The sequence below is a fragment of the Mesorhizobium sp. M0601 genome (assembly GCF_040320845.1).
Classification (GTDB): domain Bacteria; phylum Pseudomonadota; class Alphaproteobacteria; order Rhizobiales; family Rhizobiaceae; genus Mesorhizobium.
Genome location: NZ_JAMYQK010000001.1, coordinates 267,098 through 282,737 on the forward strand (window position 1 = coordinate 267,098; position 15,640 = coordinate 282,737).

Consider the following 15,640-nt stretch of genomic DNA (forward strand, 5'->3'; position numbering starts at 1 on the left):
GGAGCGCCCTCCCGGAAAAGCGGATCATCCGCGCTCGGGAAACATCGCCCTCAGACCTTCGCGCGAGGCCGTAGCGACACCGCGTTCGGTGATCAAGCCGGTGACCAGCCGCGCCGGCGTCACGTCGAAGGCCGGATTGGCCGCCGGCGTGGCTTCCGGGGATACGCGGACCTGGGCGATCTCGCCGGAAGCGGTCTTGCCCCAGACCAGTGAGACCTCGTCGGGCGAGCGCTGTTCGATCGGGATGTCGGCCAGCCCGTCGCCCACGGTCCAGTCGATCGTCGGCGACGGCAGCGCGACATAGAACGGCACGTCGTTGTCGGCGGCGGCCAGTGCCTTGAGATAGGTACCGATCTTGTTGCACACATCGCCGTCGGCGGTGGTCCTGTCGGTGCCGACGACGACCATGTCGATCTGGCCGCGCTGCATCAGATGGCCGCCGGCGTTGTCGACGATGAGCGTATGCGGCACGCCGTGGCCGGCCATCTCCCAGGCGGTCAATTGGGCACCCTGGTTGCGGGGTCGCGTTTCGTCGACATAGACATGGACTGGAATACCGGCTTCCGTCGCCAGATAGATCGGCGCGGTGGCGGTGCCGTAGTCGACGGTGGCCAGCCAGCCGGCATTGCAGTGGGTCAGGATATTGACTGGTTCGCCCGGCTGCTTGCGCGCCGCGATCGCCTTGATGATTTCGAGCCCATGGGCGCCGATGGCGCGGTTGAGGCCGACATCCTCGTCGGCGATCTCGCCGGCACGCCGATAGGCAGCCGCGGCACGTTCTGCCAGCGGAAGCGTCAGCAGGAAGCGCTGCATTTCGTTCAGCGCCCAGCGCAAATTGATCGCCGTCGGGCGCGTTTCGTGCAAGGTTGCCCAGACGGCGTCGAGTGCTGCATCCGACGGATCGTCGGCCATCTGCATGGCGACGCCATAGGCCGCGGTGACGCCGATCAGCGGCGCCCCGCGCACCCACATGTCGCGGATTGCCGTGGCGATGCCGGCGACGGTATCGATCTTTTCGATGCGGAAATCATGCGGCAGCCAGCGCTGGTCGATGATCTCCACCGAACGCCCGTCGTCACTCGGCCAGATGGTGCGGTAGTGGCGGTCGCCGACGTTCAAATCCTGCTCTCCCGTTCGATCAGCGCGGCCAACCGGTTGACCTCGTCGATGCTGTGGATCTGGCGCCGGTTGACGGCGAGGTGACGGCCGAATTTCAGCGCCTTTGCCTCACATCTGGCGCGCAGATCCGGATCGGCAATGGTCTCGAAATCGGCATTGTGGGCAAGGCCGAGAATTCGCCGGTGAACCTCGACGCCGGCGAAGCCGAGCAGATCGGTCCAGATCGACTGCAGCATGTGGTCGAGCGCCTGCTCGGCGCCAAGCCTGTCGCCCTGATCTTCGAACAGGCTCTTCTGGTAGAGCATGCCAGTACGCCCGGTTCGCCACAGATGCGAGAACTCGGCGCGAAACACCGACCATGTCTCGACCGTAACGCCGAGCAGATAGCCACGCATGGCGTCGCGGCTTCCGTCCTGTTCATGGCCACGCTGCGAGAAGAACGCCATCCAGAAATTGGCGAGCAGCATGCCGACGTCGAAGGCGATCGGCCCGTAGAAGGCGAATTCGGGGTCGATCATCCTCGTTTCGGTGTCGGTGACCATGATCGAGCCGGAATGCAGGTCGCCATGCAGCAGCGTCTCGGCATTGGCAGCGAAGATGTGCTTCATGCGCTGCGCCTCGACCTTGAGGTCGCGGTCGGCGCGCAGCTCGGCGACAATGCCGTCGAGCTGCGGGCTGGTGTGCCGGTTCATCTTGGCATCGAAATACGGATCCGAGAAAACCAGGTTCTCGGTGATGTCGCAGAGTTCGACATTGTCGGCGAACAGCGCCAGATCGGCCTTGCGGTCCTTGGTCGCCATATGCAGGTCGGAGCCGCGAAACAACGTGCGGGCCATGAACAAGCCGATGTCTGTCGCGATGTTGGGCAATTGCCGGCCTTCGATCAGCGCCCGCCGCAGGATAATGTGCGGCGACAGATACTCCATGATGATCAGCGCCTGGCCTTCGTCGAAGTGATAGATATCGGGCACCGAACCCGGCGCCCGCGCCTGTTGCCGCGTCAGCGCATGGTATTCGAAGAAGGAGCGTTTTAGCGGCAGCGGCCAGCTGTCGCCGACCAGCCGGACGTAGGGCAGGGCCTGCTTGACGACGGCCGCACCCTCAGCACCCTCGACGGTGAACACCAGGTTCAGATTGCCGTCGCCGACTTCACGAACCTTCCACTGGCTCGTATCCTTGCCGATCTGCGAACACAGGGCCTCGTTGGCACCGAGACGGCCCGCCAGTGTCTCGACCGACAGTGCTTCGAACGGCGATTTCCCAGTCATCCTCACCTCCCGCTCATGTGCTCCGATGATAGCGGAGCCAACGCGGTCGGGCCAAGCTAGGAAGCCTGCTGGCAATTGTCAATCGTGTTGACAATTGCCGATATAGCCCATAGCGTCATGGTCAGGGAGGAACGAATGGGCAATGATGCCGTGTTCCGCGTCGACGGCCTGAGGAAATCCTTTGGCCATATCGAGGTGCTTGGCGGCGTCTCGCTCGAATTGCATGCCGGCGAAGTGACCGTGCTGATGGGCGCCAACGGCGCCGGCAAATCCACCCTCGTCAAGATCATCAGTGGTGTCTACGACCATGGCGGCGGCACGATGTCGCTTGCCGGTCACGTGTTCGACCCGAAAACGCCGGCGGAGGCGATCCGCGTCGGCGTCGTTACCGTCCACCAGAACATCAATGACGGTGTCGTCGCCGACCTCGACGTCGCCACCAACCTTACCCTCGACAGGCTGAGCGGCAGCGGCGTGCCGACGCTGTTCAATCCGGGCCGGGTGCGTCGCGAGGCAAAGGCGGTGGCCGACCGCATGGGACTGGCCATCGACCTCAAGGCCCGGATCAGCGATCTCTCTCTGGCCGACCGCCAGATGGTGGCGATCGCCCGCGCCATGGCGCACCGGCCGAAAGTGCTGATCCTCGACGAGCCGACCTCCTCGCTGTCCAGCCCCGAAGCCGACCGGCTGTTCGCGCTGCTCGACCGGCTTCGCCAGCAAGGCGTGGCCATCCTCTACATCTCGCACCGTATGTCGGATATCAGACGGCTTGCCGATCGCATCATTTCGATGCGCGATGGGGTTATCTCAGGTATCTTCGACAAGAAGCCGCTGGATTACGAAGGTGCGGTCAACGCCATGCTCGGCCGCAAGATCCAGCTCGAGCGGATCGTCGCCAGGAATTCGGCCAAAGCAATTTTCACTGCCGACGCGCTGCGGATTGCTGAAGGCGCCAGGCCGATCTCGCTGACCCTCGGCGATGGCGAGGTCGTTGCCATCACCGGCCTTGTCGGTGTCGGCAAGACCGTGCTCGCCGAGACGCTGTTCGGCCTGCGCCAGCCGCTGGCCGGGACCATGGTGCTGAACGGGAAACCCTATGCTCCGGCATCGACCGGCGAAGCGATTGCCGCCGGTGTGTTTCTCGTCGCCAAGGACCGGGGCGAAAACGGCATCGTCGGCGACTTCAACATCCAGGAGAATATCAGCCTGCCGTTCCACAGCCGCATGTCGCGTCTCGGTGTTCTCAAACGCCGTATCGAACGCGCCATTGCCCGCCAGCAGATCCAGGAGCTCGGCATCGTCTGCCGCTCGGAGAGGGACGAGATGGCATCGCTTTCCGGCGGCAATCAGCAGAAGGTGATGGTCGCCCGCTGGATGTCGCAGGCGGCAAGGCTTTTCATCCTCGACGAGCCGTTTCAAGGTGTGGACATCTCGGCCAGACGCGATATCGCCGCCAAGCTGCGGACCAGCGCCCACGGCCGCGCGACGCTGCTGTTCGTCACCGAACTCGACGAAGCCCTGGAGACGGCCGATCGCATCCTGGTGATGTCGGAGCAGACGATCGTCGGCGAGCACCGCAATACCGATGTCGATCTCGAGCGTCTGCTGGCCGAAGTGGCGGGCGGGCCGTTGCACAGCGCAGCCTGACGGCGGGATGACGATGAGAATTGGAATGGAGAGGGCATGAATTCGGGTTGGATAAAGACGGTGCCGGCGTGCGGGAGCGCTGAATGATCCTGCGCGACAATGCTATTCGCTACGGCTTCATCGTTCTGTTGTTCGGGCTGATCGCCTATTTCGCCGTCGCTGCCGATGGTTTCGTCTCGCCGCAAAGTGCTGTCTTCATCTTCCAGTCGGTCGCCATCACCGGCGTTCTAGCGCTCGGCGTCACCGCCACGCTGGTCGTCGGCGGCTTCGACCTGTCGATCGGCTCTGTCGCCACCAGCGCCATGATGGCGGCTGCCTATGTCATGGTGGTGCTGGGGCAGAACGCCGTCGTGGCGGTCGTCGTCTGTCTTGTGATCGGCGCCGTCGTCGGCCTGATCAATGGCTGGCTGATCGTCTATATGCGGGTTCCGGACCTTTTGGCGACGCTCGGCATGATGTTCCTGCTTGTCGGCCTGCAGCGCATCCCGACCGAAGGCCGTTCGATCGCCACCGGCATGACCATGCCCGACGGCTCGGTCGCCAACGGCAGCTTCGGCGCCGCGTTCCTGGCGCTTGGCCGCCATCGCTTCGATTTCTTCATCCCGAACCTCATTCCGGTGTCGGTCGTCGTTCTGCTCGTGCTGGCGGTGCTGATCTGGTTCTTTCTCGAATACACGCGTTTCGGGCGCATGATGTATGCGGTCGGCAGCAACGAACGCGCCGCAGAACTCGCCGGCGCGCCTGTCAAGGCATACAAAATCTGGGCCTACGTTATTTCGGGAGTTTTTGCCTCGATCGGCGGCATTTTGCTCGCTGCCCGGCTTGGACGCGGCGACATCGCCTCGGGTAATAATCTGTTGCTCGACGCGGTGGCTGCGGCACTCATCGGTTACGCGGTTCTCGGCGCCGCCAAGCCGAACGCCTTCGGCACGGCTGTCGGCGCGGTGTTTGTCGGCGTGCTGCTGCAGGGCCTGACGATGATGAACGCGCCTTACTACACGCAGGATTTCGTCAAGGGCGTGGTTCTCGTGGTCGCCCTTGTCTTTACCTTCGCCCTTTCCGGCAGGGGCAGGAGATAGGGTTCGACCGGGTCACATTTTGGGTTCAACAAGTGGAGGAAACGACGTGAACATCACAAGAAGGCTTTTGGGGAAGGCAGCGCTCGGGCTTGCCGGCGCAACATTGCTGATGCAGTTGCCGGCGATGGCGCAGGACAGGCCGGCGCCGTTCGACAAGCCGGGCGCCGTCAAGATAGCGCTGGTCCGCTATCTCTCGACCGGCGACTTCTTCCAGGCCTATCTTTCCGGCGTCGAGGCGCAGGCCAAGGCGCTCGGTGTCGACCTGCGCGTGCTCGATAGCCGCCAGGACGCGGCGCTTCAGGCGGACATGGTCGACCAGGCCATCGCGCTCGGCGTCCAGGGCATCATCATCCAGCACGGACTGACGGAATCGATGAAGGACGCCGCCCAGCGTGCGGTCGACGCCGGCATCAAGGTCGTCGCCTTCGACGTCAATGTCGAAAACCCCAAGATCCCGCAGATCGAACAGTCCGACCGCGACCTCGCCCGCCTGGCGCTCGAACAGGCGGTCAAGGACAATGGCGAGAGCTGGAAGGCCGGCTATGTCTATGTCGCCGGCATCGCGCCGCTCGACCGCCGCAACGAGACCTGGGTCGAATTCAAGAAGAAATATTCGGGCATCAACGAAGCCGCCATGTTCGGCACGCTCGACAATCCGATCGCCAATTCGGTCGCCAACCAGGCCCGTTCGGTGCTATCGGCCCATCCCGACATCAAGGTGATGTTCGCGCCCTATGACGAATTCGCCAAGGGCGTGAAGATCGCGGTCGACGAGGCCGGGCTGAACAAGGACATCAAGATCTATTCGGCCGACATCTCGACCTCGGATATCGCCGCGATGCGCGAGCCGGACAGCGCCTGGGCGGCAACCGCCGCCACCAACCCGGCCGTCGTCGGCCAGGTCTCGGTGCGTGCGCTGGCGCAGCTCTTGGCCGGCGAGGATCCCGGCCACAACGTCATCGTGCCGCCGACGCTGATCACCCAGAAGGATCTGCTCGACAAGGACATTAAGAACATGGAGGACCTCTCGGCCAAGCTGCCGCAATTCGCCCATGCCGATGTCGCGATGCCGACCTGGATGCCGAACCCGAACGCGAAGTAGCGTTTCAAGCAAAAGGAAAGAGCGGACAATGCTATAAGCCTTTGGCGGACATGTGGAACTAGACGCGTACTCGGAACCAAGAGCCGCCTGCTGCAGGGTGTTGCAGGCGGCTCTTCTTGTCTTGCCGAAGATGTTTTCACCGCGGGTTTGCCGGATTTAATTGTCGCCAGTTCCGATTTTGCAACGTTGCAAAAATCATGCGTGAAAGTATCGGTTTATCGGGAGTTTTGCGAAAGGCTGATGATGTCAGCGAATGAGATTGATGTTGAAGTCTTTAAGCAGATCGAACAGCAATTGCACTGGCCAGAGGTTCGTTCTTCCCGGGACGCCGTCTCCCCATTTTTGGGGGAAATTTCTTGGATTTTGGCAGTTCTGGCGGGTTTATGACAAAGCTGTAGTGATTGATTCTCTGTTCCAAGAAACGCACTCGGGCAGAGCCACTCTACCTGAAATCCGTGATTTCGCCGTCAAGCCCATCGCGGCGGATGCTGTCTTGGTTCTATATCGTAGTATCCGCCGATCAGATGGGGGGACGCCTGAGAGGAGGACTCTTCGGAGTTCGATCTGGAAGCTTTTTGATGGGCGATGGCAGATGCTCTTCCATCAAGGAACGATTGTTCCGTATGTGTCGTCAGTTTCGGATATTTGCGAACCTCGGAGAGGTAGCTTGTGAAGATTGAGGTTTTGACAGAGGCAACTCCGACCGTGACGGAAGCGATCTCCCAATTGGTGTCTCAACTATCAACGACGGCAGCCACCCCAACATTCGACAGCATCACTAGGGTCGTAAAATCGCCTGCTACTATTCTTCTCGTAGCCCGTTCGGAAGAGGGTGCCTACGTTGGCATGTTGACGCTCGTGCTCTTCGAAATCCCTACGGGGATCAGGGCTATAATTGAAGATGTCGTTGTTGACGCTGGCCGTCGAGGTCAGGGCTTCGCGGAAGCCCTGACACGAGAAGCGCTGAGGCAGGCACAAGAGGCTGGCGCAAGAACAGTGGACTTAACTTCCCGCCCGTCGCGAAAGGCTGCCAACGCTTTATATCAGAAACTTGGTTTCGAGCGGCGGGAGAGCAACGTGTATCGCTTCTCGTTCCCTTTCCAGTCGCAGAATTCCTAAGTTTCGCGACAGCTTCGGCTATTCGTTGAACAGATCGGAATGGGAGCCGGCGCGAGCTAGCTGGAGTTCATCGCCGGCAACTCGGTAGATCAAGAGCCAGTCCGGTTCTATGTGAGCGTCACGAAAGCCTTTCCAATCGCCTTTCAGCGAGTGGTCCTTATAGCTCGCCGGTAGCTCATCTCCGGCGAGCAGGAGGCCTAGCAGTTCGCGCAACTTGCCAAGATCTTTGCCCCGCTTCTCCGCACGTTTCACGTCGCGACGGAATTGCCCAGAGCGAACGGGCGTCAGCACGTCACATTCCCAAATCCTTGAACAACTCATCGGCCGAGGCGAAAGGCTTGCCCTTGCCACGTTCCAATTCGGTCATGGCCTTTCGAGTCGTTGCGTTCGGCACTTTCACCGGGAAGGGAAATTCCTTGTCGGCGGCGACGCGGACCAGCAGCAGGCGAATGGCGTCGGAAACGGACAATCCCATTGCCGCCAAGGCCTCCGTTGCCTGATCCTTTGTCGCCGTATCGATCCGAGCGCGGACCACGGTATCCGTTGCCATGTTGTGACTCCTTGAGGTCTGAGCCACAATGTAGCTACAAAATACCAATTTCGCAAGAGTGATCCCGATCAGGGGCTATCTCAACGCAGCCGCGATGTTGCCGCCGTCGACCGTCGTCACATCGGCGGTGGTCCGCTCGGCCAGCGCCTGATGCAGAAAGGCCTGGGCGACGTCTTCTGCCGTCACTTCCTGCCCGAGCAGGTTGCCCGACATGTACTCCTTCTCCGACACGCCGCGCGCGCCCGAGCGGCTGGCGATCATGGCGTCGGTCAACAGTCCCGAACGGATGCGGTCGGCGTTGACGGCATTGGAGCGGATGCCATGCGCGCCGTAGTCGAGGGCATATTGCCTGGACAAAAACAGCGTTGCCGCCTTGGGAATGCCATAGGCGCCGAACTTCGGCCCCGGATTGACCGCCTGCTTGGAGGTATTGAACAACAGCACGCCGCCGGTGCCCTGTTCCAGCATGATGCGCACGGCATTCTGCGCCGCCGACTGGTGGGCGAAGAAATTGAGTTCGAAACTCTTGCGCAAGGTGGCGTCGTCGAGCTCGCCGATCCGGCCCTCCCAGGCAGCACCGGCATTGGAGACAAGAATGTCGAGGCCGCCGTAGACCTCGACCGCTTTGTCGAAGGCGGCGCGCATCTGCAGCGGTTCGGTGATGTCGGCGCCAATGCCGATCGAACCGTTGCCGGCCTTTTTTGCCGCCTCGGCAGCCCTTGACCCATCGAGATCGACGACGACCGCATGGGCACCGTTGTCGGCGAACAGCTTTGCCGTGGCAGCACCGATCGCGCCGGCGCCGCCGGTGACCAGCATCACCTGGCCGGTCAGCGGCTTCGGCTTGTTGGCGGCGAGCTTGGCCTGTTCGAGCGACCAGTATTCGAGCGGGAACAGGTCGGCTTTGGAGAGCGGGCGGAAATCGCCGACGGCTTCGGCGCCGCGTACCGCCTCGATCCACATTTCGCCGACGTCGGAGGCGATCTTCGCATCCTTCAGCGTGCGGCCGTGGCCGAACATGCCGAGGCCGGGCACCAGCGTCAGCCGCGGCATCGGGTCGAGCATGGTGCGCTTCACGTCGTCGAGCGCATCATTGGTTTCGAAATAGGCGCGATAGTCCTTGGCGAATTTCTCGACATGCTGGCGGATGACGGATTTGTAGTCGCCGACCTTGTCCGCGTCGGGCGCCGGCAATGCCATCGGTCCGGTCTTGATGCGGATCGACAGGTCGGGTGTCGACACACCGCGACCGGCATAGTCGGCAATTTTTGCCGAATTGATGAAATCCACGATCGCATCCGAGGTGCGGAAATCGCTGATCATGCGGTCGAAGCGGCCTTCGCCGCGTGCCACCGCCGCTGCGCCGCGCAGCATCGGCGCAATCTCCGCGGGCTTCGCCAGCCTGGCCGGCAGTGCCACCTTTTCGGTGCGCGGCTTGCCGTTCCCAGCGATGAAATCCTCGGCGACGTTCACATAATGGATCATCCTGTCATAGGCCTGCCTGGCATCGTCGCCGAAGGTGAAGATGCCGTGCTTGTCGAGGATCAGGCCTTCGACCGTCGGATCGGCGTCGAATACATCGGCGGCCGCCTTGGCCAGATCGAAGCCCGGCATGATGTAAGGCACGAATCCCATTTTCTCGCCGAACACCTTCCGGCTCAGCGCCTCGCTGTCCTCCTGGTCGACGATGGCCAGGATCGCCGTCGAATGGGTGTGGTCGACGAATTTGTGCGGCAGGAAGGCGTGCAGCAGCGTCTCGACCGAAGGGTTGGGCGAGGACGGGTCGATGAGGTTCGCCCGCTGCAGCGCGACCATGTCCTCGTCGGAGAGCTTCTTGAGCGACCGCGCCTTCAACAGCGCGCCGAGCTTGACCGCCGGCAGGCCCTGCGGCTCGATGACGCCCATGTCCCAGCCGCTGCCCTTGACGCAGAGCACGTCCCATTCGTCGCCGACAAGGTCGGTGGCCTTGGTCTTGCACGATGTATTGCCGCCGCCATGGAGGACGAGCCGCGGCTCGCCGCCCAGCAGCCTGGTCGTATAGACGCGCAGCGCCAGGTCGCGGGCCACACCCTTCTTTGCATAGTCGGCGACCAGCTTCTCCGCCTCGCCGTCATTCCACAGGTTCTTCATGTCAGCTTCGTCCGATTTCTCTTTTGTTGTGAACAGGAATACCGCGACGCCTTGATGACAATGCGTCGGCGGCTCTAGGTATCAGGCGACCTCTTTTGCTGCTGCTCCGGCATGGTCGAGCAGCCGTCGCGCCATGCGCGCGCCTACGACCAGATGGGTGCAGAGCCCGCCGGCGATCGCCGCGACGAGCGGTTCGAACTTGCTGTCCTCCTGCACCACCACAAGGCGCTTTTCGATGCTGTGCAGCGATGACAGCTCTGCCGAAATCAGCCGGCGGTTGTAGCTGCAGTCGAGCGCCTGGCCTCGGGCGTCGATGATCTGCCCGGCAATGACGCCGGCCGCACCCGCCTTGCGCAATGCAGCCATTTCGCTCTCGGTCAGCGCGCCGCATTTGACCAGATGGCTGTCGGTGTCCACCGAGCCGACCGAATACAGCGCCAGGTCGCACTCACCGATGCCCGACAATTGCTCGCGGATCACCGGCTCGGCGCGCAGGCCGCGTGCCAGTTCTTCCGTCGTCAGAACCAGCGGCGCGTAGAAGTTCAGTCCCTTGGCGTTGAGCCGGCGCGCGATTTCCATGGTGCACTGGTCCGGCCGGTACGAATAGGGGGCGCCCAGATTGCCGCAGAGCTGCACCACGGTGACGTCCTGCAGATCGGCATAGGACATGATGTCGGCGATGGTGTAGATGGTCCGCCCCCAGGCGACGCCGATACGGTCGCCCTTCCTGACCAGCTCGAGAAAGACGCTTGCCGCCAGCACCGCGATGTCGGTCGAGGGGTCGGCGACATAGCCGTTTTCCGGCGCGATCCAGACCGCGTCGAGCTTCAGCGCGTCTTCCAGCTTGCGCGCCAGCACGTCGTCGGTGAAAAGCTGGGTCGAGGTCGAGATGTTGACGATGCCGGTCTCGCGCGCCTTGCGCAGATACATCGCCACCGAGGCACGGGAAATCTTGAGCTGGCTGGCCACCTGGTCCTGGCGCAGGCCGTGTGCATAGTAAAGCCAGGCGGCCTTGTGGATAAGCTGTTCTGCCGGTCGGATCGCCATGCCATCTCCTCGCTGACATTATTCACGGCTCTCGACAAAAGTCAAACCTTAGGCTGCGCACCTGATCCGACACCTGGCGTTCCGGATGTCAGTAATTGCGCATTTATTGTTATCTCGGTACAATAAACCGATCAGGAGGTCCGACAATGAACGTATCATTGGGAGAGCGTTGGGAAACCTTTGTTTCCAACATCGTCAAGTGCGGCCGCTACGGTTCTGCCAGCGAAGTCGTGCGCGAGGGCCTGCGCCTTGTCGAAGAGCGCGAGGAAAAGCTGAAGGCGCTCCGTGCCATGGTGGACAAGTCGTTTGCTGAAGGCGGCGAAGCCACCGAGCAGGATATTGACGCCGCCTTGGAAGCCAAGGCCAAGCAACTCGCAAGGGAAGGCTTTTAGGAGTGCCACGGCTGCGCATGCTGCCGTCGGCACAAGCAGATTTGGTCAATATACTTGAATACCTCACTCGTGAAAGCGGCAGCCTGTTTATTGGCGGGCGTTTTGTGGATGCTCTGCGCCAGAAATGCCGTGATCTGGCGAGCTTGCCGGCGACGATTGGTCGTGCTCGTCCCGAACTCCGGCCGGACGTCCGAAGTTTCGCTTTCAGGGGATACGTGATTTTCTTCCGCTATAATGGCGACTTTTTCGAAGTGGCGAATATCGTGGAAGGGCATCGGGACATCGACGCTTTGTGGCCGGAGGGTGAGGGCGGGGAGGGGCGTCCCAAGTAATGGGCGAAGTGTCTGATGGCGGTGCACGAATCCAGTACGCGCTCAGGATCTGGTGGTAAGAAGGCTCGACCAGACATTGCGGAGGACGGGATGGGCAATCCCTACGAACAGGATCTCGACAGGAATCCGGCCAACCACCAGCCGCTGACGCCGCTCACCTATTTTGAGCGGGCGGCAAAAACCTTTCCCGACCAGACCGCCATCATCCATGGCCGCCAACGCACGACCTATCGCGATTTCTGGAAGCGCTCGCTGAGGCTTGCCTCGGCGCTGGCGAAGCGCGGTATCGGCAAGGGCGACACCGTCACCGTCATGCTGTCGAACACACCGCCGATGCTGGAAGCGCATTTCGGCGTGCCGATGACCAGGGCGGTGCTGCATTCGCTCAACACTCGCCTCGACGCCGCCGTCATTGCCTTCCAGCTCGATCACGCCGAAAGCAAGGTGCTGATCGTCGACCGCGAATTCGCCGGCGTGGTTCGGCAAGCGCTGACGCTGGCCAAGGTCAGGCCGCTGCTGATCGATTACGACGATCCCGACTATGCCGCCGATGCGCCCTATGCCAAGGGCGAGCGGATCGGCACGCTGGACTACGAGGCGTTTGTCGCCGACGGCGACGAGGATTTCGCCTGGTCGATGCCGGACGATGAATGGGATGCCATTTCGCTCAACTACACCTCCGGCACGACAGGCAATCCGAAGGGCGTCGTCTGTCACCACCGCGGCGCGGCACTGATGGCCTATGCCAACACCATCCATGCCGGGATGGGCAAGCACCCGGTCTATCTGTGGACGCTGCCGATGTTCCACTGCAACGGCTGGTGCTTTCCCTGGACGCTTGCCGTGCAGGCCGGCACGCATGTCTGCCTGCGCTGGGTGCGGCCGAAGCCGATCTACGACGCCATCGCCGATCACGGCGTCACCCATCTGTGCGGTGCACCCATCGTCATGTCGGTGCTGATCAACGCCTTGGACGAGGACAAGCGGCAATTCCCGCAGACCGTCACCTTCAACACCGCCGCGGCGCCGCCGCCTGAGGCGGTGCTGTCGGGCATGGCCGATGCGGGCTTTGCCGTCACCCATCTCTACGGCCTGACCGAAACCTATGGCCCGGCCGTCGTCAACGAATGGCATGGCGAGTGGGACCTGCTGGAGAAAGGGGCGAGGGCGGCGAAGAAGGCCAGGCAAGGCGTACGCTATGCCGCGCTCGAAGGCCTGACGGTGATGGACCCGCAGACGATGCAAGAGACGCCGGCCAACGGCGAGACGATCGGCGAGGTGATGTTCCGCGGCAACATCGTCATGAAAGGCTATCTCAAGAACCGCAAGGCGAGCGACGAGGCCTTTGCCGGCGGCTGGTTCCATTCGGGCGACCTCGGCGTCATGCACCCGGACGGGTACATCCAGCTCAAGGACCGTTCCAAGGACATCATCATCTCCGGCGGCGAAAACATCTCCTCGATCGAGGTCGAGGAGGCGCTGTACAAGCATCCCGCCGTCGCTTCTTGCGGCGTTGTCGCCCGATCCGACGACAAATGGGGCGAGGTGCCGGTCGCCTATGTCGAGCTGAAGCCGGGCAAGGCGGCGACCGAGGCGGAGGTAATCGAGCACTGCCGCGCGCTGCTCGCCCGCTTCAAGGTGCCGAAAGCGGTGATCTTCGCGGAAATCCCGAAGACTTCGACGGGCAAGATCCAGAAGTTCCGGCTGCGGGAGATGGCAAAGCAGCCTTAGGGCCTGATCCGAAAACGGAACCGATTTCGGAAAGCATCTTTTCAAGATCCTTCGCAAAAACACGGGGCGGCGTTGCAGGCGCGCCCGGCGGAAACCACATGCGTTTCATGGGCCAACTCCGTCCAGGGATGTCACCATTTGTCATCAGCAGCCAAAATCGTGCCTTGACAGGTGATGGTTTTCAATTTACGAGTGACGAAATTCTAAATTCGTCAGTCGTAAATTTGGCCAACGAGATGCTTGAAACCCTAGACACAGCCGCCGATTCCGCCCGCCAGGAAAATGTCACGCGCATCCTGGATTGCGCGGAGCGATTGTTTCGCCACTACGGCTACGGCAAGACCAACGTCGCCGACATAGCGCGCGAACTCGGCATGTCGACCGCCAACATCTACCGCTTCTTCGCCTCCAAGGTGGAAATCCATCAGGCGGTTTGCGGCCGTATGCTCGAGACCTGCTACCGGTTGAGCTACGAAGCCTGCCATGGTTCCGGCACCGCCAGCGAGAAGCTCCGCCGCTATGTGCATACGCACTATCAGTGGACGCTGGAAACCATGATCGACCAGGAGAAGGTGCACGAGATGGTCATCGTCGCCATCGAGCGCGACTGGCACGTCATCGAAAAGCACATCGACAGCATCCATGAACTGGTCGCGGAAGTGATCCGCGAGGGAATCGCTACCGGCGAGTTCATCGATCAGGATCCGGTGATCGCTTCCCGGTGTTTCGGCGCTGCCATTATCAGCCTCTCTCATCCGCAGATAATGGCCCAGTGCCTCGCCAAGAAGAACCGGGCGACGCCGGACGAGCTTACCGAGTTTGCCATCAGAGCCTTGAAGAAATGACCATTGCCGCCCGTCGGGCGGTGATGTCGGCAATTCATCTCCACAGTTCGGGAGTACGAAAAGTGTCTTTGTCCAAGTCCATCACCTACAGGCGACCGGCCGCCGGCCTGGCACTGATTGTCGTTGCCGCTCTCGGCCTCGCCGGCTGCTCGCAAGAGAAAGCCGAGGTCAAGGAGATCATCCGCCCGGTCAAGGTGGTCGAGATCGCCAAGGCGAGCGATACCCGTCAGCTTTCCTATTCCGGATCGGTGCGCGCCCGCACCGAGATGAATCTCGGCTTTCGCATCAACGGCAAGATCACCGAGCGCCTTGTCGACATCGGTGACCGCGTCAAGCCGGGTGACGTTCTCGCCCGCGTCGATCCCACCGACTACGAGCTCTCGGTGAGAAGCTCTCAGGCCAGCCTCGATGCTGCGGACCGTCAGGTCGAGACAGTCGAGCTTACGCGCAAGCGGGCCGAACAGCTCTACGCCAAGAATTTCGCGCCGAAGTCGCAGCTCGAGCAGGCGACGCTCGCCTATAATCAGGCGGTCGCCACGCGAGACTCCGCCCGCTCGCAGCTTGCCCAGGCACAGAACCAGGTCCGCTATACCGATCTCAAGGCGGACAAGAACGGCATCGTCACTGCCGTTGCCGCCGATGTCGGCCAGGTTGTCGGCTCCGGCACGCCGGTGGTGACCGTTGCCATCGACGGCGAGAAGGAAGTCCTGATCGCTGTTCCGGAAACCGATATCGCCGAATTCAAGCCGGGCAAGACCGTCAAGGCTGGCTTCTGGTCCGATGAGGCGCTGACGCTCGACGGCAAGGTCCGCGAAGTCGCCGGCAGCGCCGATCCGCAGTCGCGCACCTTTGCCGTTCGCGTCAGCCTGCCCAACGATTCTCGCGTGCTGCTAGGCATGACCGCCTCCATCGAAGCCGCGGCGGACAACCGGCAGCAACTGGTGTCGATCCCGCTGGCCGCGTTGGCGCAAAAGGACAGCCAATCGATCGTCTGGACAGTCGACCGCAACGGCGGGACCGTCCATGCGCATCCGGTCAAGGTCGCCGCCTTCACCCCCGACGGCGTCAGTGTCGCCGATGGGCTGAAGCCGGGTGACGTCGTCGTCGCCGCCGGCACGCAGTTCATGACCGAGAATCTGAAAGTCAAGCTGACCGGTGATGCGGCGCAACAGTCGGCGTCGGCCGATGACGCTGCAAGGCGCTTGCGCTGACGGCCAGGCAATTCACGGTTTCCGGGCGGCAGGCGCCCCCGATTTTCGAGATCTCAGGTCGATGTAAC

At 62.0% G+C, this 15,640-nt stretch carries 17 protein-coding genes; 11 read left to right on the plus strand and 6 right to left on the minus strand.

Annotated features, from left to right (window positions below):
- Positions 1-24: 24 nt before the first annotated feature.
- Both mtnA and mtnK read right to left on the minus strand, forming a co-directional pair.
- Positions 25-1,119, minus strand: coding sequence for an S-methyl-5-thioribose-1-phosphate isomerase (gene mtnA, locus NKI41_RS01385; protein WP_352542227.1), 1,095 nt, complete (start codon positions 1,117-1,119; stop codon positions 25-27).
- Complete coding sequence (mtnK, locus tag NKI41_RS01390) at positions 1,116-2,387, minus strand: S-methyl-5-thioribose kinase (protein ID WP_352681008.1); 1,272 nt, start codon at positions 2,385-2,387, stop codon at positions 1,116-1,118. Before mtnK ends, mtnA begins: the two co-directional genes overlap by 4 nt.
- Before the next feature lie 135 nt (positions 2,388-2,522).
- On the opposite strand from mtnK, the gene NKI41_RS01395 reads away from it, so the two are divergent.
- From NKI41_RS01395 to NKI41_RS01420, 6 genes are all read left to right on the plus strand, one after another.
- Positions 2,523-4,034 (plus strand): sugar ABC transporter ATP-binding protein, encoded by a 1,512-nt coding sequence (locus tag NKI41_RS01395; protein WP_352681010.1) that lies wholly within the window; start codon positions 2,523-2,525, stop codon positions 4,032-4,034.
- 83 nt (positions 4,035-4,117) lie between these two features.
- Positions 4,118-5,113 carry an ABC transporter permease gene (locus NKI41_RS01400; RefSeq protein WP_023676003.1) on the plus strand — a complete coding sequence of 332 codons (996 nt, stop codon included), beginning with the start codon at positions 4,118-4,120 and terminating at the stop codon, positions 5,111-5,113.
- Positions 5,114-5,159: 46 nt separating this feature from the next.
- On the plus strand, positions 5,160-6,215 hold the full coding sequence (locus tag NKI41_RS01405) for a substrate-binding domain-containing protein (RefSeq protein WP_352455225.1): 1,056 nt from the start codon (positions 5,160-5,162) through the stop codon (positions 6,213-6,215).
- Between the two features lie 201 nt (positions 6,216-6,416).
- Positions 6,417-6,602 (plus strand): hypothetical protein, encoded by a 186-nt coding sequence (locus tag NKI41_RS01410; protein WP_352503011.1) that lies wholly within the window; start codon positions 6,417-6,419, stop codon positions 6,600-6,602.
- Positions 6,603-6,612: 10 nt separating this feature from the next.
- Positions 6,613-6,888 carry a DUF4440 domain-containing protein gene (locus NKI41_RS01415; RefSeq protein WP_352472318.1) on the plus strand — a complete coding sequence of 92 codons (276 nt, stop codon included), beginning with the start codon at positions 6,613-6,615 and terminating at the stop codon, positions 6,886-6,888.
- Positions 6,885-7,334, plus strand: coding sequence for a GNAT family N-acetyltransferase (locus NKI41_RS01420; protein ID WP_352681013.1), 450 nt, complete (start codon positions 6,885-6,887; stop codon positions 7,332-7,334). Before NKI41_RS01415 ends, NKI41_RS01420 begins: the two co-directional genes overlap by 4 nt.
- Positions 7,335-7,352: 18 nt before the next feature.
- Here NKI41_RS01420 and NKI41_RS01425 read toward each other — a convergent pair whose 3' ends face one another.
- The 4 genes from NKI41_RS01425 to NKI41_RS01440 form a co-directional block, all read right to left on the minus strand.
- Positions 7,353-7,625, minus strand: coding sequence for a type II toxin-antitoxin system YafQ family toxin (locus tag NKI41_RS01425; RefSeq protein ID WP_352472284.1), 273 nt, complete (start codon positions 7,623-7,625; stop codon positions 7,353-7,355).
- Position 7,626: 1 nt separating this feature from the next.
- Positions 7,627-7,884 (minus strand): type II toxin-antitoxin system RelB/DinJ family antitoxin, encoded by a 258-nt coding sequence (locus tag NKI41_RS01430; protein WP_352472285.1) that lies wholly within the window; start codon positions 7,882-7,884, stop codon positions 7,627-7,629.
- 75 nt (positions 7,885-7,959) lie between these two features.
- Entirely contained in the window at positions 7,960-10,014 is a 2,055-nt protein-coding gene (locus NKI41_RS01435; RefSeq protein ID WP_352681015.1) for a bifunctional aldolase/short-chain dehydrogenase, read from the minus strand.
- Positions 10,015-10,095: 81 nt separating this feature from the next.
- Positions 10,096-11,061 carry a sugar-binding transcriptional regulator gene (locus tag NKI41_RS01440; RefSeq protein WP_352612273.1) on the minus strand — a complete coding sequence of 322 codons (966 nt, stop codon included), beginning with the start codon at positions 11,059-11,061 and terminating at the stop codon, positions 10,096-10,098.
- Positions 11,062-11,207: 146 nt separating this feature from the next.
- Here NKI41_RS01440 and NKI41_RS01445 point away from each other — a divergent pair, with 146 nt between their 5' ends.
- The 5 genes from NKI41_RS01445 to NKI41_RS01465 all read left to right on the plus strand — a co-directional run bounded on the left by NKI41_RS01445 (position 11,208) and on the right by NKI41_RS01465 (position 15,572).
- Positions 11,208-11,453 carry a type II toxin-antitoxin system ParD family antitoxin gene (locus NKI41_RS01445; RefSeq protein WP_352612275.1) on the plus strand — a complete coding sequence of 82 codons (246 nt, stop codon included), beginning with the start codon at positions 11,208-11,210 and terminating at the stop codon, positions 11,451-11,453.
- Between the two features lie 17 nt (positions 11,454-11,470).
- A complete protein-coding gene (locus NKI41_RS01450) occupies positions 11,471-11,785 on the plus strand; it encodes a type II toxin-antitoxin system RelE/ParE family toxin (protein ID WP_352472289.1) in 315 nt (104 codons plus the stop codon).
- 90 nt (positions 11,786-11,875) lie between these two features.
- On the plus strand, positions 11,876-13,516 hold the full coding sequence (locus tag NKI41_RS01455; protein WP_352612278.1) for an acyl-CoA synthetase: 1,641 nt from the start codon (positions 11,876-11,878) through the stop codon (positions 13,514-13,516).
- Between the two features lie 236 nt (positions 13,517-13,752).
- Complete coding sequence (locus NKI41_RS01460; RefSeq protein ID WP_352681212.1) at positions 13,753-14,361, plus strand: TetR/AcrR family transcriptional regulator; 609 nt, start codon at positions 13,753-13,755, stop codon at positions 14,359-14,361.
- A 62-nt stretch (positions 14,362-14,423) separates the two neighbouring features.
- Entirely contained in the window at positions 14,424-15,572 is a 1,149-nt protein-coding gene (locus tag NKI41_RS01465) for an efflux RND transporter periplasmic adaptor subunit (protein ID WP_352681017.1), read from the plus strand.
- The last annotated feature ends 68 nt before the right edge of the window (positions 15,573-15,640 follow it).

Excerpts from the sequence above, each read along its gene's own strand:
- mtnK (WP_352681008.1), bottom strand. The coding sequence starts at position 2,387 with ATGACTGGGAAATCGCCGTTCGAAGCACTGTCGGTCGAGACACTGGCG.
- NKI41_RS01430 (WP_352472285.1), bottom strand. The coding sequence starts at position 7,884 with ATGGCAACGGATACCGTGGTCCGCGCTCGGATCGATACGGCGACAAAG.
- NKI41_RS01440 (WP_352612273.1), bottom strand. The coding sequence starts at position 11,061 with ATGGCGATCCGACCGGCAGAACAGCTTATCCACAAGGCCGCCTGGCTT.
- NKI41_RS01435 (WP_352681015.1), bottom strand. The coding sequence starts at position 10,014 with ATGAAGAACCTGTGGAATGACGGCGAGGCGGAGAAGCTGGTCGCCGAC.
- NKI41_RS01395 (WP_352681010.1), top strand. The coding sequence starts at position 2,523 with ATGGGCAATGATGCCGTGTTCCGCGTCGACGGCCTGAGGAAATCCTTT.
- NKI41_RS01445 (WP_352612275.1), top strand. The coding sequence starts at position 11,208 with ATGAACGTATCATTGGGAGAGCGTTGGGAAACCTTTGTTTCCAACATC.
- NKI41_RS01455 (WP_352612278.1), top strand. The coding sequence starts at position 11,876 with ATGGGCAATCCCTACGAACAGGATCTCGACAGGAATCCGGCCAACCAC.
- NKI41_RS01460 (WP_352681212.1), top strand. The coding sequence starts at position 13,753 with ATGCTTGAAACCCTAGACACAGCCGCCGATTCCGCCCGCCAGGAAAAT.
- NKI41_RS01400 (WP_023676003.1), top strand. The coding sequence starts at position 4,118 with ATGATCCTGCGCGACAATGCTATTCGCTACGGCTTCATCGTTCTGTTG.
- NKI41_RS01450 (WP_352472289.1), top strand. The coding sequence starts at position 11,471 with ATGCTGCCGTCGGCACAAGCAGATTTGGTCAATATACTTGAATACCTC.